Source organism: Paenibacillus silviterrae, assembly GCF_030167925.1.
Classification (GTDB): Bacteria; Bacillota; Bacilli; order Paenibacillales; family NBRC-103111; genus Paenibacillus_G; species Paenibacillus_G silviterrae.
In genome coordinates this window covers 3,034,495-3,055,157 of sequence record NZ_JASKUT010000001.1, presented here as the reverse complement: position 1 = coordinate 3,055,157, position 20,663 = coordinate 3,034,495, and the positions used below count along the sequence as shown (strand labels likewise).

18 protein-coding genes are annotated in these 20,663 nt (G+C 55.7%); 17 read left to right on the top strand and 1 reads right to left on the bottom strand.

Annotation, left to right across the window (positions count from 1 at the left end):
- Nucleotides 1-185 precede the first annotated feature (185 nt).
- A complete protein-coding gene (locus tag QMO62_RS13975; protein WP_284641764.1) occupies nt 186-719 on the top strand; it encodes an acyltransferase in 534 nt (177 codons plus the stop codon).
- Between the two features lie 9 nt (nt 720-728).
- Here the strand turns inward: QMO62_RS13975 and QMO62_RS13970 are convergent, their stop codons facing one another.
- The gene (locus tag QMO62_RS13970; protein WP_284641762.1) at nt 729-1,814 is read right to left on the bottom strand and encodes a glycosyltransferase family 4 protein; all 1,086 of its coding nucleotides are present in this window, start codon (nt 1,812-1,814) and stop codon (nt 729-731) included.
- A gap of 120 nt (nt 1,815-1,934) precedes the next feature.
- On the opposite strand from QMO62_RS13970, the gene QMO62_RS13965 reads away from it, so the two are divergent.
- The 16 genes from QMO62_RS13965 to QMO62_RS13890 all read left to right on the top strand — a co-directional run bounded on the left by QMO62_RS13965 (nt 1,935) and on the right by QMO62_RS13890 (nt 20,653).
- Nucleotides 1,935-2,672 carry a xenobiotic acyltransferase family protein gene (locus QMO62_RS13965; protein WP_284641760.1) on the top strand — a complete coding sequence of 246 codons (738 nt, stop codon included), beginning with the start codon at nt 1,935-1,937 and terminating at the stop codon, nt 2,670-2,672.
- 123 nt (nt 2,673-2,795) lie between these two features.
- Nucleotides 2,796-3,548, top strand: coding sequence for a YveK family protein (locus QMO62_RS13960; RefSeq protein ID WP_284641758.1), 753 nt, complete (start codon nt 2,796-2,798; stop codon nt 3,546-3,548).
- On the top strand, nt 3,532-4,167 hold the full coding sequence (locus QMO62_RS13955; RefSeq protein ID WP_284641755.1) for a CpsD/CapB family tyrosine-protein kinase: 636 nt from the start codon (nt 3,532-3,534) through the stop codon (nt 4,165-4,167). The genes QMO62_RS13960 and QMO62_RS13955 overlap by 17 nt, the downstream gene beginning before the upstream one ends.
- A gap of 368 nt (nt 4,168-4,535) precedes the next feature.
- Nucleotides 4,536-5,426, top strand: a complete 891-nt coding sequence (gene galU / locus QMO62_RS13950; protein ID WP_284641753.1) for a UTP--glucose-1-phosphate uridylyltransferase GalU — start codon at nt 4,536-4,538, stop codon at nt 5,424-5,426.
- Between the two features lie 21 nt (nt 5,427-5,447).
- Entirely contained in the window at nt 5,448-6,152 is a 705-nt protein-coding gene (locus QMO62_RS13945; protein ID WP_284641751.1) for a sugar transferase, read from the top strand.
- Between the two features lie 25 nt (nt 6,153-6,177).
- Nucleotides 6,178-7,554 (top strand): UDP-glucose dehydrogenase family protein, encoded by a 1,377-nt coding sequence (locus QMO62_RS13940; RefSeq protein ID WP_284641750.1) that lies wholly within the window; start codon nt 6,178-6,180, stop codon nt 7,552-7,554.
- A 16-nt stretch (nt 7,555-7,570) separates the two neighbouring features.
- The gene (locus QMO62_RS13935; RefSeq protein WP_284641748.1) at nt 7,571-8,884 is read left to right on the top strand and encodes an efflux RND transporter periplasmic adaptor subunit; all 1,314 of its coding nucleotides are present in this window, start codon (nt 7,571-7,573) and stop codon (nt 8,882-8,884) included.
- The gene (locus QMO62_RS13930) at nt 8,881-10,599 is read left to right on the top strand and encodes a hypothetical protein (RefSeq protein ID WP_284641746.1); all 1,719 of its coding nucleotides are present in this window, start codon (nt 8,881-8,883) and stop codon (nt 10,597-10,599) included. The genes QMO62_RS13935 and QMO62_RS13930 overlap by 4 nt, the downstream gene beginning before the upstream one ends.
- A gap of 13 nt (nt 10,600-10,612) precedes the next feature.
- Entirely contained in the window at nt 10,613-11,785 is a 1,173-nt protein-coding gene (locus QMO62_RS13925; RefSeq protein ID WP_284641745.1) for a glycosyltransferase, read from the top strand.
- A complete protein-coding gene (locus QMO62_RS13920) occupies nt 11,782-12,990 on the top strand; it encodes a glycosyltransferase family 4 protein (RefSeq protein ID WP_284641743.1) in 1,209 nt (402 codons plus the stop codon). The genes QMO62_RS13925 and QMO62_RS13920 overlap by 4 nt, the downstream gene beginning before the upstream one ends.
- Nucleotides 12,971-14,416: a hypothetical protein gene (locus tag QMO62_RS13915; protein ID WP_284641741.1), complete on the top strand. Its 1,446-nt coding sequence runs from the start codon at nt 12,971-12,973 to the stop codon at nt 14,414-14,416. The genes QMO62_RS13920 and QMO62_RS13915 overlap by 20 nt, the downstream gene beginning before the upstream one ends.
- Nucleotides 14,413-15,549, top strand: coding sequence for a glycosyltransferase (locus tag QMO62_RS13910; RefSeq protein WP_284641739.1), 1,137 nt, complete (start codon nt 14,413-14,415; stop codon nt 15,547-15,549). The genes QMO62_RS13915 and QMO62_RS13910 overlap by 4 nt, the downstream gene beginning before the upstream one ends.
- Entirely contained in the window at nt 15,550-16,869 is a 1,320-nt protein-coding gene (locus tag QMO62_RS13905; protein WP_284641737.1) for an oligosaccharide flippase family protein, read from the top strand.
- Between the two features lies 1 nt (nt 16,870).
- A complete protein-coding gene (locus QMO62_RS13900; protein WP_284641735.1) occupies nt 16,871-18,043 on the top strand; it encodes a glycosyltransferase family 4 protein in 1,173 nt (390 codons plus the stop codon).
- A gap of 258 nt (nt 18,044-18,301) precedes the next feature.
- The gene (locus QMO62_RS13895) at nt 18,302-19,459 is read left to right on the top strand and encodes a glycosyltransferase family 4 protein (RefSeq protein ID WP_284641733.1); all 1,158 of its coding nucleotides are present in this window, start codon (nt 18,302-18,304) and stop codon (nt 19,457-19,459) included.
- Nucleotides 19,460-19,483: 24 nt separating this feature from the next.
- Nucleotides 19,484-20,653: a glycosyltransferase family 4 protein gene (locus QMO62_RS13890; protein WP_284641731.1), complete on the top strand. Its 1,170-nt coding sequence runs from the start codon at nt 19,484-19,486 to the stop codon at nt 20,651-20,653.
- Nucleotides 20,654-20,663: the final 10 nt, after the last annotated feature.

Here is a 20,663-nt window from a genome sequence, read left to right as displayed (position 1 = left end):
TTTTGGATTATTAAAGAGGTACGGCAGATTGAAGCGCCGAGAGACCCGAAAAGGGCGCTTCATCGTAGCAGGGAGCGGAACTCTCCTCGTGAATTTCTCGCATCGGCACGTATTGCCTAAATGATACAAATTGTATAATATTATCTTGTATACAAATTGTATCATACAAAAGGAGGGACGTGTCCGTGCGTTTACTGTTAGGTGAGTTTCTGCTCTACAGTGCGAATTATTTAGTGAACAAGCTGCCCTTTCACAAGCTCAGATACTTGTTCTACACCAAACTCTTCAACCTGACCGTCAGCTCATCTGCTGCCGTTCATATGGGGCTTAAGCTGATGATCCGCGGAGGAGTCCGTATAGGAGAGCATTCGGTCGTTAACAGGGACTGTCTATTGGATGGCAGAGGGAAGCTTGTCATCGGCCGTAATGTGAGCATCTCCCCGGAGGTCATGGTCCTCACGGCAGAGCATGAGGTGAACGCGCATGACTTTGCCGGGGTGGAGCAGCCCGTTGTGATTGAAGACTATGTCTGGATCGGCAGCCGGGCGGTCATCCTGCCCGGGGTTACTCTCGGGGAAGGGGCGGTGGTAGCTGCGGGCGCTGTCGTGACGAAGGATGTCCCGGCCTACTCGATCGTCGGCGGGGTGCCGGCCAAGCAGCTCGGAACGAGAAGCAGAGAGCTCGCGTACACGTTAAGCTATCAAAGATGGTTTCACTGACCCGGGAGGTCAGGAAACCATCTGCTCATAGAGCTTGATGTGTGCATCGATAGAGCGCTCCCAGGTATAGGCCCGGGCAAGCTCGCGGCCTCTGACCCGCAGCTCTTGTCTTTCCGTTTCGTCCAGCTGCAGCACCCACTGCAGGGCGGCGGCGATTTCCTTGACGCTCGACGGCTCGACAAGCTGGGAATAGCCGCTCGAAATCTCTTTCATGGCTGTATTGCCGGAGGTAATAATCGGGGTGCCTGTCGATGCGGCCTCAATGATCGGAAGTCCGAAGCCCTCCCACAGGGATGGGTAGAGCAGCCCGGTGCTTTTGCTGTAGATAACCCTCAGGTCTTCATCACCGGCTCCGCTAATGATGTGCACTTGAACTCCGAGCTTCTCTGCGTACTGCACCAGCTCGCGCGCGTAGGGGGTTGCATCTCCTGCAATGACCAGCGGCAGCTTTACCGTCATGGCGGATAAAGCTTGGATGGCGCGGTCCATATTCTTACGGGCGGTGAGTGCGCCGACGAAGAGCCAATATGCCTCGGGCAGCGGCTGCGGCAGGCTGCGCTCGGGAAGACCCACCTGCAGGAACAAAGGATCCACGCCGTGAGGAATCACATGGATATTTTCCGCAGGGTAGTTGAAGAAACGGATGACATCCTGCCTCACGGTTTCGGTAGGCGTTATAATTCTGCTGCTTCTTCGTATCGCCAGCTCGGCCGTTTCAATAAATCCGGGCGCTAAGCCGTAAGGCGTTTTGTCGATGCGCCAGCCCACGTCATGTACGGTCAGCACGGTCCTGGTTCCCCGTTTTACTTGACTATATTGATAATTAGGCTCATGAACGACATCCGAGCTGCCGAAGAGCAAGGCATCCCCTGCCGGCATTTTGCGGACAAGCTCCTGCAGTCTGCCTTTCAACGGGTGGGTGCGATAATGAACGCCGAGCTTATCGAAGTTTGGGATCGACTTTAAATTCCGTGCGGCAACCGTATATTCAAAATCCGGGCTCCGCTCCTGCACTCCCTTGGCAAGAGCACGTATGTACCGGGAGATGCCGGAGCTGCTGTTGGCGCTCTCCCCAAATAAAATTATTTTTTTCATAAACCATTCTCCTTATCATCATGATTGATTAGCTCGAAACATATTGTACCACATAAAGGATACAAAGTGTAGCATATTTAAGCCGGAAAGGTAACGGTGATACAAGTGCCGCTGAAAGCGATGAAGCAAGCATATAAGCTTTTTCTTACAAAAAAACGGTTCCCCGGAAGTCTGGTCGAAACCCATCTTATTGACGGTGATGTGCAGATTGCCGAGGGCTGCTACGTGGGCAAGGAGTCCCAGCTGATGAGCGGAGTGTCGCTTGGGGCGCATACGATTGTGGAGAAAGACGTTTTCCTGGGCGAAAAGGTGTCGGTTGGCAGCCACGTCCGTCTATTCAAGCATGTAACGGCGGATCGCGAGGTCAGCATCGGCGACCACACCTATGTGACCTTAAACGGCTATCTGTTCTCAGGACAAATCGGCAAATACTGCTCGATCGGTCCGAATTGCATGATCGGCATGCCGGAGCATCCGCTGCATTATGTATCTACTTCTCCGGCTACCTACGGACCCGGCAACAGACTGCAGCTGCAGTCGCTGTGGAACGATGTATCCCGTCCGCCGAAGATCGGAAACGACGTGTGGATCGGGATTAATGCAACGATTTTGCAGGGTGTCACGGTGGGGGATGGGGCCATTATCGCTGCGGGCTCGGTCGTGACGAAGGATGTGCCGCCCTATGCCATCGTCGGAGGAATCCCGGCCAAGGTGCTCAAGTATCGGTTCGGAGAGGAGCAGATCGATTTCCTGCTGCGCTGGAGATGGTGGGATCTGTCCCGGGAGGAGCTGCTGCAGCATCAGAAGCTGTTTGCCGCCAAGGAGGCTTGGTATGAGGAAGCAAAAATGATTTTGTGAATTATGATACAGTTTGGAGTATAAATCGACATTTTTAAAAAAATGCCCTTGACATGATACAAATCGTAACGTAAAGTAAGAAATGTCAAAGGATACATAACGTATCGGAACAGGAGGACGGCAATGGAGTTCAAAGAATACTTATGCGTCATTAAGAAGCGGTTCTGGCTCATTCTCATTTGTGTCGTGATTTCCACCATATGTACGGCGGCCTTCAGTAGTTACAATTATGTTCCCACATATCAGGCATCCACCAAGCTTATCATCAATAAGACCGTAGAGCTGGATCAGTTCGGTAAGGAAATGATCGATTTCGGCGCGATCGGCTTCAATATGTCGCTCATCAATACATACACCGAGATTATGAAAACCCCCGCTATCATGAACCGTGTGGTTCAGCGATACCCGGATCTGCAAGTCAGCGCGGAACAGCTCATCACCATGGTGAAAATCGGACAATTAAACGGAACTCAAGTGATGACACTGACAGTAGAGGACCGGACATATGAACGGGCGGTGAAAATCGTCAACGCGGTAACCGAGGTGTTTCAAAGTGAAATCCCCAAAATCATGAAGGTGGATAATATTTCACTGCTGAATATGGCGCAGTTAAAGGAGAATCCTCAGCCGATCAATCAGAGAACGAATATTTCGCTCATCATCGGTTTCGTCATATCGCTTATTATTTCTGTCGGGCTGGCCTTCCTGCTGGAGTTCATGGACGACACCTTGAAGAAGGAAGCGGAGCTTAAGCAGCTGTTCGGAGTGCCGGTGCTGGCCAGCGTCCCCAAGCTGAAGAAGGTGCAGCTCCAGCAAACAAGTATGAAGCAGAGGCGAAGCCAGATAGGAGAGGTGGCCAATGTCACAGGCAAGTAATCGGGTCCTGCCGCAGCAGGGAGCACTGCTCCATGAGGAATTCCTGACGCTGCGGGTGAATATTGAATTCGCCACGGCTGGAGAGAGCGTACAAACGATCGCTTTCACCTCCAGCAGACGCGGGGAGGGACGCTCCACCAATGCCAGGCAGCTGGCCGTAGCCTTCGCGAGCTCCGGGAAGCGGACGGTGCTCGTAGATGCCGATCTTAGGGTGTCCACACCCTATGGCGACTTCGGCAGGGAAGCTTCGGGCGGCCTCAGCGCCTATCTGTCAAACACTTGTGAGCTAGAACAGGCGATTGAGCCTACGGCAGTGAACGGGCTCGACATCATCAAGTCGGGACCTATTGCGCAGAACGCTTCGGAGCTTCTGGCTTCTACCCGAATGGAGCAGCTGCTGGCTCAGCTGAAGCAGTCGTATGATATGGTCATCGTGGACGGACCGCCGCTAAGCTTCATCGACGGCAAGGTGCTGGCGGCCAAATGCGACGGTGTCGTGCTGGTGCTGGAATTCGGCCGTGTCACGAGAGCCACAGCCAAGCAAATTCAGGAGCAGCTGACGCAAATTCACGCAAGGCTGCTCGGTACCGTACTGAACAAATCGAAGGAAACGGTGTAATGCCCTTGGGCATCATCACAGGTAATGTCTACTGCACCTGTATCACTGTAGGCACTCGGCCATGCTGTGGGTTTCATGACCTTAGACATTCATTGTCGAGGGTGTGGCGTGAGGATGGGTTCAATGCCCAGTCAGAAAACATAAAAATTCTACTTATACTGTTTTACCCGGGTACGTCCCTGATAAGACAGTATAGTTAGCATTTTTATAACATCGGAATTTATTAGTTTTGAGCGGAGCTCAAGTATTCTGATGTTTCAAAAAAAGCTTCATTATAAGCACGAATGTACTTCCTTGAGATGGCTTCGATAGAAGCTTTTCTTATTCTACCAGACCATATCTTATTCAATCGCGGAGGGACCGTAACCATGAAAAAAGTAAAAAAAGCGATTATTCCGGCCGCAGGACTCGGAACCCGGTTCTTGCCGGCCACAAAGGCTATGCCCAAGGAGATGCTCCCGATTATCGACAAGCCGACCATTCAGTACATCGTCGAGGAAGCGGTAGCGTCGGGGATCGAAGACATTATTATTGTCACGGGGAAAGGCAAACGCGCCATCGAGGATCATTTTGACCATGCCTTCGAGCTGGAGAGCAACTTGGCGGAGAAGGGTAAGCTCAGGCTGCTGGAGGAGGTGCAGCGCCCTTCGAAGGTAGAGATTCATTACATCCGGCAGAAGGAGCCCCGCGGTCTCGGGCATGCCGTCTGGTGCGCGAGAAGATTCATTGGTAACGAGCCGTTTGCCGTGCTGCTCGGTGACGACATTGTCCAGGCGGAGAAGCCGTGCCTGAAGCAGCTGATGGAGCAGTATGAGAACACGGGCTCGTCCATCATCGGCGTACAGCCTGTGCCGGACGCGGAGACGCACCGTTACGGGATCATTGAGCCAAGAGGGATGGACGGCAGACTGTACCAGGTTCGCAGCTTTGTGGAGAAGCCGAAGCCGGGTTTTGCTCCATCGAACCTTGCTATCATGGGAAGATACATATTAACACCGGAGATCATGCAAATTCTGGAACAGCAGGAGACCGGCGCCGGGGGAGAGGTACAGCTGACGGATGCGATCCAAAAGCTGAATCAGCTTCAGGAGGTCTATGCGTACTACTTCCAGGGAAAAAGGTACGATGTAGGGGAGAAACTGGGCTTCATTACAACGACCCTCGATTTTGCATTGCGGGATGAAGAGCTGGGGGTACCGCTCAGACTCGCCATGGAGCAGCTCATGAAGCAGCGGCAAATGCAGCAGGTTATCGGGTAAAGGAGCAAGGAGAACGGGACCATGGACGAATGGAGTCGCGACGTAAAAGTACTCAAGACGGCAGCTTACCATCCGGGAGCGGAAGCACAGGTCATATTCATGGGCCGGCCGGAGCAGCAGAAGGCGTATTTATGGATCAAACGAATATTGGATATCGTAGGGGCCTTCATAGGGCTCCTTCTTCTTTGTCCCCTTATGCTCATTGTGGCGATCCTGCTGAAGCTGGAAAGTCCGATGGGAAGTATTTTTTTCAGCCAAACACGTGTGGGCAAGGACGGAGCCGAATTTACCATGTTTAAATTCCGTTCCATGGTTCCCGATGCCGAGCGACATTTGAAAGACCTGCTCGAGAAAAATGAGATTCAAGGCGCCATGTTTAAAATCAAGGACGACCCCCGGATCACCAAGGTAGGCCGGTGGATCCGCAGAACGAGCATCGACGAGCTGCCCCAGCTGTGGAACGTGCTTCGTGGCGATATGAGCCTGGTCGGACCGAGACCCGCGCTTCCCCGTGAAGTGGCCCAGTACACCGGCTACCATAGGCAGCGACTTGCGGTAACTCCCGGCTGTACCGGTTTGTGGCAAGTGAGCGGACGCAATGGGCTAACCTTTGATGAAATGGTGTTTCTCGACCTGTATTACATTCGGAATCGAAGCATCTGGTTCGACACTAAGCTTGTGCTTCGGACGGTCTGGATCATTTTCTTTCCTAATAATGCTTATTAAGAGCTGGAAACAGGAGACGAACGTTATGAATATTGCGGTTGTCGGAACAGGATATGTAGGCTTGACCACAGCGGTTACCCTGGCTTACTTGGGTCATCGTGTTACGGCGGTTGATGTCAATGCCGAGAAAATCGATCGATTGAGGGCAGGGCAGCTGCCGATCTATGAGCCGGGCTTAAAGGAGCTGCTCGACGCTTCCGGGGAGCGCTTGACGTTTACTACATCCTATGCGGAAGCACTCCTTGAAGCAGATGTCGTCTTCGTTGCCGTCGGAACGCCTTCCCAGGAGGATGGCTCGCCTGACCTGACGTATCTGAATGCCAGCCTCGAGGAGATGCTGGTCTATTTGCGCCACAAAGAAACGACTACGCTGCTTGTCACTAAGAGCACGGTGCCCGTAGGCACGGGAGACCGGATGGAAGAGCGCATTAGGCGGGAGGGTCTTGACGGCAAGGTCACCGTGGCCTCCAATCCGGAATTTCTCCGTCAAGGGCAAGCCGTCGCCGATACGCTGTACCCCGAACGGATCGTAGTCGGGGGGAACGAAACCGCTTGGCAGATCATGCGGGAGGTCTATTCCGCTATTGTCGCACAGAGCTTCTCGATGCCTGCTCTTGTACAGAAGCCTGCCAGGAGGGCCGTCATTTCTTACATCGAAGTGGGGCGAAGAAGCGCGGAGCTGTCCAAATACGCAGCGAATGCCTTCCTTGCGATGAAGATCAGCTTCATCAACGAGATCGCCAATGTGTGTGAACGAGTCGGTGCCGACGTGGAGCAGGTGGCCGATATTATCGGCAAGGATACCCGAATAGGCTCCTCCTTCCTGCGCGCAGGAATAGGCTATGGAGGGAGCTGCTTCCCTAAGGACACGAATGCGCTTCATTATATGGCAGGCACGAACGGATATGATTTCAAGCTGCTGTCGGCGGTCATTGAAGTGAACAATGCCCAGAAGCTTCATCTTGTACATAAGGCCAAAGAAAGATTGGGTACGCTTTACGGCAAGAAGCTCGCTGTGCTGGGACTGACCTTCAAGCCGGGGACGGACGACTTGCGCGAATCTCCCAGCTTGGCCATCATAGAGGCGTTGGCCGGTGAAGGGGCACGGGTGTTCGTGCACGATCCGATCGCGCTTGAGAAAGCGGCCGGTCTTGTGCCGGAGGGTGTGCAGCTGGCAGCTCAGGTAGGCGACGCCCTCGCCGGTGCGGAGGCGGCGCTGCTGATCACCGAATGGGCGGAGTATGTCAATCTGGATCCGGCTTATCTCCGGTCCGTCATGCTGCGGCCTCTTCTGCTGGATGGTAGGAATGCCTGGAACGTAGATAAGCGGACACTGCTGGAATACGACGGGATCGGGACGCTGACGGCTTCGCCGGCCCGTCTTCAGCAGCCGGTCCGATAAGAAGGGATAATCAGGAATGAGGAAAACACGCTTGCGAACGTATCGGAAGGCGCTTCGGCAGCCTAAGCCCTCCCGAATGAAGCTGCTCGCTGTAACGACCGCTTGTCTGGTCATCATAGCCGGGTGTCAGCAAATCGATACGCTCTTGGGTACGGAAACGCCTGTCACCGCCCAAGAGCAGGTGAAGCTTGTTACCACGGAGAAGCTCACACGGCAGAAGATCGGGGATACGCCCGAGGTAGCCGCCGATGTCATGTCCTCTGTGCAGGCCGATATCGTTGCTTCGACCGGCGGGATCGTCGAGCAGATTTATAAGAAGCGGGGAGAATCGGTAAGCAAGGGGGACTTGATCGTAAAGCTCAGCTCTCCAGCCCTTCAGATGCAGCGGGAACGGGCTGCCTTGGCTGTACTGAGCGCGAAGGATGCACTCGATCAAGCGAAGCGTGCTGATGCGGAAGCACGCTCAGAGCAGGCGGCGGGCGTGCTGAAGCAGGAGACCGAGCTGGACCGGCTGACGAAGCAGTACAACCGCACGCGCAACAGCTACGACGCCGGCATTGCTACGAAGGCGCAGCTGGAGCAGGCGAAAGCGGAGCTTCAGGCCCATCAGCTCGAGATGGAGATTGCTAAGAAGAAGCAGCAGGCCTCCGGCGAGTCGAAGTCGCTGACCAGTCTGGAGGTGCAGCTGAGGAATGCCGAGCTGACGCTTCAGCAGGCGGAGGAAGCGATCGGTGCGCTTGAGGTGCGCGCTGCCATCAGCGGCGTTCTTGCAGAGCTGGACCTGGAAGCAGGTATGCAGCTTCAGCCCGAAGTGAAGATCGGGCACATCCTGCTGCTGGACCGTCTCAAGATTAAAGCATCCTTAAATGAGGCGGCTGCGAAGCAGGTAGCCGGCAAGACGGAGCTGTCTTATTATGTGGCCGGGGAAACGGCACCATATAAAGGCAGAGTTTCCTATCTTGCCTCCTTCTTCAATCCGCAAACCAAAGGGTATGAATTGAATGTCGAGGTTGACAATGCGAGCGGTCACCTGAAGCCGGGCATGAAGGTGCGGCTGCAGCTCGCCAGTGAGGCGGATCAAATGGTTCTTACCGTTCCCACGTACAGCGTGATCAAGGAAGGCGACCAGTTCTACGTGTTCGTCTTGAATGGCGGCGTAGCGGAGAAGCGCAAGGTAACCCTCGGTCGGATTAATGAGCCGAATCAAGAGGTGCTTTCGGGGGTACGGGAGAACGAGCTTCTCATTACCACCGGACATTCCCAGCTGACGGACCGGGAGAAGGTTCGGACGGCGGAACCGGAAGCAACGAAGCAGGGGGAGAAACAGTGAGGAATTCATGGTATCGAAATGTGACAGCAGCGCTAGTGGCCGGCTCCTTGCTGGTAGCCGCCGTGCATCCGATGAATGCCGTGCTTGGGGAGAACGCGGCCGTTGCTCAAGGCGCCTCCTTTCAGCTGACGGAAACGGTGGTTGCAGAGGTCAAGAGTGTGGTAAACGAACGAACGGCGGACGGCATGAGGCTAGGGGCTGTCGTGAAGCTGTCCAATCAGGGTAAGCAGCTTACGCGAGTTCCGGACTACGAGGTAAGGCTGCGGTCGAAGGACGGCGTGGAATACATCCTCCAGCCGAGCACGCTGAACCCGACAGCGATTCAGCCGCTGGAATCGGTTGAGCTGCAATATATGATGATGGTAGAGACAACCTCGCTCATATCGTTAGACTATCTTGCGTGGGTGGATTCCGATTGGGACGTGTATCCCAAGGTAGAGAAGGAGAAGCTGCGGATTCCGATCGAAACGAAGGTTTGGACCGGTCTAAGCGAAAGCAACCGGGGGGAAGCATCGGCCTATCCTTGGGGTAAGCCGTTTGCGCTGCCTGAGCTGGCGGACGGCCTGCTCTTTACCCCGATCGGCAGCTATCGTCAGGTCGGTACGCAAGGGCCTGTTACCATCATCAGCCTGTTGGTGGAAAATACGGGCTCTCAGGAAGTCACCCTGCCCAAGCTGCTGCTGGACGGCCGTGCAGGCTCCAAGGTGTACAAAGGTGCCCGGGCGGGCAAAACGCCCGAGCGGCTGGCGCCACAGGGCAAGCAGTATCTGTATTTTGCCATACCTGCAGAGGGTAACGTAGAGCTGGAGAGTGCGGCTGTGCTGACGGAAAATACGTTTCAGTCCGGCGCACAGAAAACCATAACCTACCAAGTGGGATGGCTCACGCTGCAGCTGCCCAAGGCAGAGAGCACGGCGGCATGGTTCGGACGGCTGCCGTCCTATGGCTTGAATCAGCCGATTTTCCTGGACCTGATGCATTCCCTCATTCATCCGAACGTTGAGATGTCCCTGGTGGAGATGCACCTGCTAGAAGAACGGGGCAAAAACTATAAGGCGGTTAATGCCAAGCTTAAATTAACCAATAAGGGAGACAGCCCGCTCCCGCTGCCTTCCTTCCGGGCGGAGCTCGTCAATACGCAGGGGCTGAGCTATACGGGCAACCGGGTCGGGACCACCGCGGAAACGCTGCTGCCGCAGTTCGGATACATCATGAACTATACCTTCGTCATTCCTGCGGAAGAGACGGGGGAAAACCTGGCTCTGCGCATCCTGGATACGAAAGCAGTGGAGCCTTACAGCCTGCCGGTGGGAGGCTTCCGTGCCAAGGTTCAGCAAGGAGGTCTGAACGAGGATTTCGATCTGTATCCATTCCGAATCCGGCTGAAGGATTATTATCTGCAAAGCACCTTTAACACAGGTGTGTTTACCTTAACCATGAAGGCGAAGCTGAATTTAGAGCTGGAGCAGGAGGAGCGGGTGCTGGCCGACCAGGGCTTATCCCATCTGAAGCTGGAGCTTACGGATGCTACAGGCAAAATCATCGGCTCCGGAAGTCTTCCCCTGACAGGGGAGAACCGCATCAGAAACGGTGAGAACATCATCAAGCTCGGTGAGATCGATCATTCGAGCAGCGGTTTGACTCTCCATATCTATGAAGCGGTGGAAACGCCGTTCGGCGAAGCGCTGCGGCTGCTGCGGGTATTGAAGCAATAACGGGAAGCGAGAAATGGAAAGGAGCATCGGCATGCGGATTTTGGCGGTCAGCCACCCTTGTGTCACCGATGTAAACCAGCAATTCTATGCCGAGCTGGAGGCGCTTGGGCATCAAGTACATATTATTATGCCGTCCAACTTCCGGACGGAATATTCCGGGGAGGCGGTTCAAGTCGTGAGATGGCCCGCCTATACGGGGGGGATGGAGACTAGAAGGGTAGGCTTTCCCAAGAGCATCCCCCTTCATTATTATCAATCCAGCCTCAAGCAGGCCATTGAACGCTACCGGCCGGATGTGCTGTTTGTGGAGGAGGAGCCTTATTCGGTGAGCGCTTGGCAGGCTTACTTCGCCTCCCGCCGACTTTCGGTCAAACGAGTCATCTATTCGGCGCAAAATATTATGAAGAATTACCCGGAGCCTTTTCGCTCGATGGAGCGTTACGTGCTCTCCCGTTCGGACATGGCGGCGGTGGTCAGCCGGGAAGTCGGTGAAGTGCTGCAAAACAAGGGCTTTCAAGGAGAGCTGCTGCCCTTTCCGCTTGGCGTGGACACGATGCAATTCCGTCCCATCCCAGAAGAGGGCAAAAAGCTGCGCGAGGAGCTGGGGCTTGGAAACAGCTTTGTCGTTGGTTATGTCGGCCGTTTCGTGGAGGAGAAGGGGATGCATACCCTCATGGATGCATTGCCTCATCTTGCGGGCAGCCGCTTCAAGCTGCTGATGGTCGGGAACGGACCTATGCTCGGAGAGCTTCGTCAGGCTCAGGAGCGGTATCCTGAGCTGCTGTATATCGCCGATCAGGTTACGCACCGGGACGTACATCGATGGATGAACGCTATGGATGTACTGACGCTTCCGTCGCTTACCATGCCGAATTGGAAGGAGCAGTTCGGCCGGGTTATCGTCGAAGCGATGGCCTGCGGAGTGCCCGTACTGGGCAGCGACAGCGGCGAGATCCCCGTGCTCATAGGCGAGACAGGCGGAGGCTGGACCTTTCCGGAGGGAAATACGGCCGCCTTCGTGCAGTCTTTATGGCACATCTCGGGCAAGCCGGACGAATATAAGGCCAGGTCGTCGAACGGTTACGCCGCGGTTCACGAGCGTTTCAGCAAGCGTGCGTTAGCCAAGGCGTTCGTGGAGCGGCTCGAAGCGCTGCTCCAGCCTCACGAGCGGAGGAACGCCCAATGACCTATCGACCGACGATTGTGATCGCGGCTCACGATGTGGGCGGCCGAGGCGGGATGGAGCTCCATCTCGAGGAGATGATTACGCGGCTCAAGAGAGAGGCGCAGGTGATCGTCGTTGCGGCCTCGATGCAGCTAAAGGACAGCGAGGGCGTTCGGTTCATTCGCATACCGGTGATGGATCGTCCGGCACCGCTGAAGATCGCGCTTTTTAGCATTTTGGCATCGCTGCGGCTGTTGTTCCTTAAGAGGGACCTGCTTCATACGACAGGTGCCATCGTGTTTAACAAGGCGGATGTTTCGACGGTACACTTTTGCCATGCAGGCTTCCTCAAGGAAACGGGCGATACGCGCTCTAAGGAGAACGGCTCGTTTCTGCGAAGGCTGAACAGCAGCTTGGCCTCTAAGCTGAGCTTATGGATGGAGAAGCGGATTTACAGGCCGGACCGCACGCGCAAGCTTGTTGCGGTGTCGGGACGGGTACGGTCCGAGCTGCTGGCGGATTTTCCTTACGAAGCCGGAGATATCGAAGTCATCCCGAACGGAGTGAGCATGGATATCTTTCATCCGTATGAGCCGACGGAGAAGCGGGATGCCCGCTTGCGGCTCGGTTTGCCCGAGCAGGGACGGCTGCTGTTGTTCATGGGCGGGGATTGGCCCCGCAAAGGATTGGATCTTGTGCTGAAGGCGTTCACGGAGGTCGCGGACGCTTATCCGACAACCCGGCTTCTGATCGTAGGCAAGGGAGAGAAGGCTCCCTATGAGGAGCTGATCGAAGCGCGGCATAAGGAGCTGGTCGTCTTCGCCGGCAAGCAGCCGCACCCCCAGGATTGGTTCGGCGTCTGCGATGTATTTGCGTTTCCGACCAGCTATGAAACCTTCTCCCTTGTCGTTCACGAAGCGGCTGCGGCCGGGCTTACGATCGTGACCACCCGGGTTGGAGGTGTGGAGGATCTGATCGAGCACAAGGTGAACGGCATGCTTGTGAACCGGGACGCCGCCTCGGTCAGAGCTGCGCTGCTTGAGGTGCTGGCGGAAGCCGAAGCCGGAGAGCTGCCTTACGGCAGAGAAGCAAGGCGGAAGGTGGAGTGCCTGACGTGGGACAACACCTATCGAAGAATGCTCGGACTCTACAGCGGTTTGCTGCAGATTCCGCTGCAAGAAGCTACAGGAAGTAGGGGCCTGGAAATTGAGCACACTCGTTCGTAGGGCACAGGAGCATCAGGCGGTTCGCTGGGTAGGAACGGCACTGCTGTTTATCGTGGCCGGTGTTGCTGCGGGCATTCTGATCACCGTGCCGGGCATGCTGAGGCTGCTGATCTTTGCAGCGCTCTTTTTGTTGATGATGGCTTTGAACGCCAAAAATCCGCGTGTGGTGCTCATGCTGCTGATTTTGTATTTGCCGTGCATGAGCTTTCTGCGGAGGCTGCTTATTCCCCTTTCCGGGTGGAGCTCCTTCGACCCGCTTGTCATCTTACCGTCGCTGGTTGTGCTGTTGATCGGAGCCGGCTGGTTCTACAGGATTTACTTCATGAGAGACCTGCATTTTGACGATTCCCGCATGTTTCGGTTGGTTCGCTGGTTTCTGCTCATTCATGTGTTCCAGGTGTTCAATCCGCTGCAAGGCGGCTTGCTGACAGGCTTTGGCGGCGTCATGTTTTACATAACGCCGTTATTTTGGATGCTGCTGAGCCGTCATTACTTCGATGAGCGCTGGATGAAAGCCATTCTCGCGTCCGTCATGGTGATCGGCGTGCTTGGAGGCTTGTACGGGCTGAAGCAAACGTACTTCGGCTTTTTTCCCTTTGAGGACGATTGGGTACGAATCTCCGGGTATGCCGCCTTAATGGTCGGCAGCGGGTCGCGTTCGTTCTCCTTCTTCACGAGTGCTGCGGAATACGCCCAATATGTCGTCATCGCGATTATCATCGCATGGGTATATACGCTGCGCGGGGGTTGGATGCTGAAGGCGGTGAGTCTTCTTCTGCTCGCCGTGTTATGGTTTGCTTTATTCATGATTTCCAGCCGCGGACCTGTGGTAACGGCTTCCGTCGCTATGGTCATACTGGCCGTCTTCAACAGCCGGAGCTTGGCAACGCGTCTTATGGTCACATTGATCTCCATGGCTATGCTGGTTGCCGTATACGTAGGCATTACGAATATTAACCCCGGCAGCAACGCTTTAATCGCTCATCAGGTGAACGGTCTCGCGAACCCGATGGATGAGGAGCATTCCACGCTGGGCCTGCATTTTGCCATGTTTGCCTTCGGCATGCTCGAGGGCGTGAAGCAGCCCTTGGGCAGAGGACTCGGCAGCACCACGCTGGCCGGAGCCAAATTCGCGAACACGGGAGCGAACTCCGAGGTGGATATCAGCAACATGATGATATCCGACGGACTCATCGGCGGAACGATCTATCTTCTGCTCGTGCTGCGAACGCTGCGAGTGGCTTTTGCCTATAAGAACACGAATACAACCGGGATGATCATGCTCGGCATCCTGATCGCCACGCTGGGCTCCTGGTCGATCGGGGGCAATTATTCCACTTGCGCCTTGATTTGGATCGTCATCGGGTATTTGGATAAGGTCACTCGGGAGCATCCATTAAATCGTATAAAGGAGTCCACCGCATGACGAAAGCAAGAAAACTGTTAATCATCAGCCCGGTTGCCGAACGAGGCGGAGCGGAGAGGGTGATGGAGGACATATTGAAGCATTTGGACCGGGATCAGTATACTCCGATCGTTGTCTTCTTCCAGGAGGGTACTCTGGCACAGGAATTCAGCAAGCAGGGCATCCCTACGTATGTTCTGGAGGCCGGACAGCTGCGTAACCTGTGGAAGTATACGCTCGTCGTGAGACAGCTGAAGCAGCTGATAGCCAAAGAGGGCATCGATGCGGTGATCAGCTGGATGCCGAAGGCACACCTGTACGCCAGTCTCGCCGGAGCTTTATCCGGAGTCACTGTCATTTGGTGGCAGCACTCGATTCCGGATCACCACTGGATGGACCGGTTGGCCTCCAAGCTGCCCGCCGCAGGCGTCATTTGTCCTTCCATGAATTCGCAGAAGGCCCAGGAAAAGCTGACGCGTAAGCCTGTGCTGCTCAATTACCTCGGGGTGGATCTGGAGCAGTTTAACGCCGATTCCGATGAGGGCTCGGCCGTAAGGAAGCAATACGGGATCACGCCCGAAGCGAAGGTCTTCACCTTCATCGGCCGGCTGCAGCGCTGGAAACGGCCCGATGTCGTCATCAAGGCGTTTCAGCGTATCCAGCGAGTCGACCGGGATGCGTATCTGTTTATCCTGGGGGGAGTGCTGTACGGTCTGGATGAGGACTACGAGCAGGAGCTGCGAAGCTTGGCTGCCGAGTGCAGCGATCCGTCGCGTATCATCTTCCTGGGACATCAGCAGAATGTCATGCCGTTCCTGTCCGCAACGGATGTGGTGGTGCATGCCTCAATGCTGGAGCCGTTCGGAATGGTTGTGGCGGAATCGATGGCCATGGGGAAGGCGGTCGTAGCCGTAGGGCGGGGAGGCCCAAGCGAGGTGATAGCGAGCGGTCGCAACGGACTTTTGTATGACGGCTCGGAGCAGGAGCTCGCAAGCGTCCTGGAGAGCATTGTAAGCGGGCGGGTGAATGTGCAGGAGCTCTCCCGTGAAGCTAGAAGAACCGTGCAGGAGCGGTTCACGGTGAAGCATATGACAAGTGCGTTCGAGTCCAACCTACGCAGGCTGCTGCCAGCCGGAGACGGAGTGTTCCGCTAGATGAAACGGTTATTTCTCTCAGGTCTTGCCATCAATCTGCTGGTCATGGTGGTGAATTTCGCCACCGGCTTGCTTAGCGCACGCTACTTAGGCCCGGAAGGAAGAGGCGTGCTCGCCATCGCCATCCGCTGGAGCACCTTGTTCTCCATGCTGTTTACGATCGGGCTTCCGGGGGCTGTCATCTATTTGGGCAAGCAATTCCCGGAGAAGCAGCGGGAGGTGCTCGGAGGGTATATTGTGGTCGGAACAGCCGTCGGACTGCTCGGGCTGCTGCTAGGGGAGCTGCTGCTGCCGGTATTGCTGGGGAATCAGCCGGAGCACGTCACTTTTCTGGCGAAGATCGCCATGATCGGCGTCCCGCTGGGAGTGCTGGCGGACGGGTTCATCGGCACCCTGCAGACGCTGAACCAGTTCCGCCGTGTCATGCTGCTGCGCGTGCTGAATCCGCTGGGCTCGGCCGCCATCATCGGCATATTGCTCCTGCTCGGGCAGTATACGGTCGGCGCCTTTATTGCCGTAAGTCTGCTCTGGTCCGCAGTCATTTTTGCGCTTCCCGTTCTCTGGGTGTTCGGGAGCCTTCGGCCGCGGTTTTCCGATGTCTGGGAGAATACGAAGCAGTTGTTTGCCAAGGGTCTGCAGATTTACGCCGGCTCGTTGGTGTCCACCTTCGGAGGCAATTTGGATCAACTGGTTATGTCCTTCTTTCTAACGACCTACGTGCTGGGGCTGTATTCGGTCTCCGCCAGCATCGGAACGATTTTGCCGTCCGTGGTCATCGGTGCGATCGGAATCTATCTGTTTCCGAAGCTGATGGATATGCCGAAGGAGGCAAGGCAGCGACAGGTCGAGAAGACGCACAGCCTTCTGCTGTACGGTACCGGCTTGCTGGCCGTGCTGGGCATCGCGCTGCTGCCGTTCGTGCTGCCGCTGTTTTATGGTGAGGAGTATCGAAGCGCGGTGTTGATGGGGCAAATATTGCTCGCAGCCGCACCGTTTCAAGTGGTGTATATGGTACTCATTAACTTCACCTCGACGGAAGGCAAATTTCATATCGCCACCTTGTGTGAGCTGCTGGGAATGTCGGCGGGGCTTGGTGCGATGCTGCTTCTGCTGGAGAGTCTGCACGGGACGGGAGCGGCGATCGGCGTACTATCGGCAGCCATGCTGAAGTGGTCGTACATAACGTACCGGGCATCCCGCATGGGTTTGAGCTTCTCCGCTTTGCTGCACCCCGATAAAGAGTCTATGCTCGATTTGCTCGGCAAGGCGAGAGCGCGCATCACGAGAAGCAGACGCAAGCGGTTCGAGCTGGGCGGGTAATATGTTCAAAAATGACGCCATAAGAAAGGATCAAGAACGGATGAAGACGCTGCTGATTGTCACCAGATATTATCTCCCGGTGCAGAATGGATTGTCGCATCATACCGAACTGGTGGCTGAGCTGCTATGCGGGGTGAGCTCGGTTCACGTGTTGTGTGAGGGAGGCCAAACAGACCGTCCCGCGGATAAAGAGGCCCATGCTAACGTAAAGGTTCACACCTACCCGCACGCGTCTTCAATGATACACTATGTAACTAAACTCTGTGATCAAGTGAAGCCTGATGTCGTTTTGTTTCAATATGTGCCTCATATGTGGGGGAGAGCGGGACTCGCGCCGATGCCTTCCCTGCTGCCTTTATGGATCCGTCTTCGTTATGGCGTTCCGACCGTCGCTTTCTTGCATGAGTTATATGTAGATTTCGGCTGGAGGCCGAAGCAAGCGCTGCTTGCACTCTGCCACCGGCTCCAAATGCTTTTGATCGGCTCGGCAAGCCGGACACTGATCGTGACCAACGCCCGGCGTGAAGCGCAGCTGCGGGCGTGGAGGCGCAAGCTTGTGCGAATCCCTGCAGGCAATGTCAGCGGCCGCAAGCCGGAAGAGCTTCGCCGAGAAAGATACCCTTATCCTTATATCACCTGGTATGGCACGTTATCCTTCGATCAGCGGCTTGACTGCTGCCTCGAGGCGTTTGCCAAGCTGGCGGCTACGCACAGGGAGCTGCGGCTCCTGCTTGTAGGAGGCTTTGATGTGAACGCACCGACGATGGCGGCATTGCTCGCCAAGGCCGAAGCGTACGGCATACGCGAACGGGTCATTCCGTTGGGCTACATGGAGGATGACGAGCTGAGCGATATTTTATCCGGCAGTAGGGCGAATTTGTTTCTGGCTGCATCCGGCCCCTCGGGGCGACGCGGTGTCATGGCAGCCTATTTGCGAAGCGGAACGCCGATTATCTCGATTACAGGACACGAAACAGACCCCGAATTTCATAACCATGACAATATTCTTTTGGTGCCGGATTACGATACCAGAGCGCTGAAAGCTGCTATAGAGCTAGTACTGGCCAACGGGGAGGTTGGAGCCAAGCTAACCCAAGGCGCTAAGCGATTGTTCGGCGAGATGTACTCGGATGAAGCGATTGCCGCCAAGCTGAGCCGGGTCTTATTCAGTTGAAGAAACACCTTGAACTGAAGCAAATAGCGTACCAAACACTTCCGCTATTTCGAGTAATACCGACTAAACGGGCTATTAACGCACCAAAATGTTCTCTTAATAGATCAAATCCTTATCCCTTTGGAGAAAATTTCGAAGATAGCGTACCTTTCTATTCCTTTGTTTCTGGAAAATAATGGTACCTATTCTAAATAAGGTAACAACAAGGTTCACTATGAAGGTTACAGAATTATCTTTACGTTGGGAGGGAGAACGAGCATGCGATGCCTGCAAATTGTAGAATCGTATTCCTCGGCAGGCGGAATGGAGCGCTTCGTCTATAACTTTACGAGGCTGTGGGAGGAGCAGGGAGGCGAGTCGCTGATCGCCGGCTTCGAGATTGAAGGGCTGCAGCATTGGGGCAACGCCAAGATCAGCTCCGTTGTACTGCCCGAGCAGATAGAGGCTTGGGTAGAGGCGGCTAACGCCTACAGCCCCGACCTGATCGTTTGGCACATCCAAGGCCCCAGAAGCGCAGCGGTGATCAAAAGGCTCTCGCAAAGCTATCCGGTCTCGGCTACGATTCACGGCGTGATGTGCCCATCCGGCTCACGGCTGTGCCGGGACCGAGACGAGATTTGCTATCAAGCGTCCGGCGCCTCCTGCTATTCGCGCTGGTATTTGCGCAAGTGCGGCACCAGCGCTTCGCCGTTCGCAGCCTATCAGGCGGTGAAGGAGCACAAGCAGGTCATGGAGGCGCTGAAGCGCTGTGAGCGGGTGTATGCCGTCAGTCAGGCCATTCGCGGATTCTTATCCATCGAAGGGGTGTCGACGGACCGGATCACCGTGTTCGACAATACGCTGGGCGGCTTGAAGCAGCTGCCGGCCCTGCAGCTGCCGGCAGCGCGGGGCAAGCTGAGTCTGCTGTACGTTGGCCGCCTCGTGTACGCTAAAGGGGTCCAGTATTTGCTGCGGGCGGTTCGTCACCTGGTCGATCGGGGGCTGGAAGTGGAGTGCGTGATCGCCGGAGAGGGCTGGTATGAACCTGCGCTGAGACAGCTGGCTGAGGAGCTGAAGCTCCCCGAACAACTGGTGCATTTTGCCGGTAAGGTACCGGGTCAGGTGATCGATCGTTACTATGCGGAAGCGGATGTAGTGATTGTTCCGTCGGTATGGCCGGATCCGTCGCCGCTCGTTGTGCCGGAGGCACGCAAGCTGGGGAAGCCGGTCATTGTGTTCGAGGCAGGGGGACTGCCCGAGTGGGCCGAATTTATGGACGGCGTGCTGATTGCAGAGCATGGGCGACCGGACAGTCTGGCGGATACGATTCTTAAGGTTTACTCAAAGGCTGACATCAACCGGAGCAGAACGAAGCAAACCCAGCAGCGTGTCGACTTGATCTCTGCGATGCGCAGCAGTGTGGGAGTACTTACATAAACTCATGAATGAAGGTGTGGTCACGTGTCATCCATCGTGCTGGGGTGCTCCAGCGGCTTCGGGCAAGGCGGGCTGGGGAAGCACCTGGAATTTATATATCAATCGGCGGCATTGCAGGGGAAGGAAGCGGCTGTATATTGCCGGGATGGGGTTCAAAGTACGGGCTTCGTACCGATTCCCGGGCCGGCATGGGAGCGATGGATAACGTATACGCCGATCCGCTGGCTTCCTTCCTGGCACGTTTATGAAGCTGGGCTTCAGTTTGATAAAAGGGTCGAGGCGCAGCTTCCGGCCCGGCCGCTCGTGTATCATGGGTTCCCCGGCTTTGCTGAGCATACCTTCGACAAGGTTCGCAGGAATGGCGGAATTACGGTGCTCGAAGCGGCTACGACCCATGTCGGCGAGCTGTATCCCAGTGTAAGTCAGGAGCACCGCAGCTACCGGATGGGCGGCTCCCCGTTCTCCGCAAGCTGGGTTCGCAAGGTGCTCAGGGAGTATGGGCTCGCGGACCGGATTACCGTCGCATCCCGGCTGCAATGGGAGACCTTCGTCCGGCATGGCGTCCCGGAAAGCAAGCTGGTGCTTGTGCCGCTGGGTGTCGATACCCGGATGTTCTCTCCTGCGCATGAGCAAGCCAGCAGGAAGCCTTATGTACCTATGGATACATTTCGTATCATACAGCTCGGGCAGGTCTCGCTGCTCAAGGGCTTTCCCTATCTGTTAGAGGCTATGGTTCAGCTTCGGGACCCTAAGCTCGAGCTTGTCCTCTATGGTGGCGTCGGATGGAGAGCCGTACGAAAACTAATCGAGCAATACCGCAGCCGCGGCCTGAACATCCGATTGGGCTCCGGCAACCCGCTGCCGGCTCTCCGGGAGGCGCACCTGTGTGTGCATTCCTCGATTAGCGACGGCTTCGGGTTGGCCCCGCTGGAGGCGATGTCGGTCGGGCTTCCGACCATCGTGACGGACGGTACGGGGATGAAGGACGTGATTCGCCATGGCGAGAACGGCTTCATCGTACCGAAGCGAAGCTCTGAAGCGATAGCGGAGTGCATCGCACGGCTGAAGGCCGATAATGCTCTAAGGCTGCAGGTTGGCGAAGAGGCACGCAAGGCCGCATTGGAATACGACATCACGCTGATGACACAACAGTACGGCGAGAGGCTTTTGCCCGTCTGGGAATCGGTAGGTTGAACAATCCTTA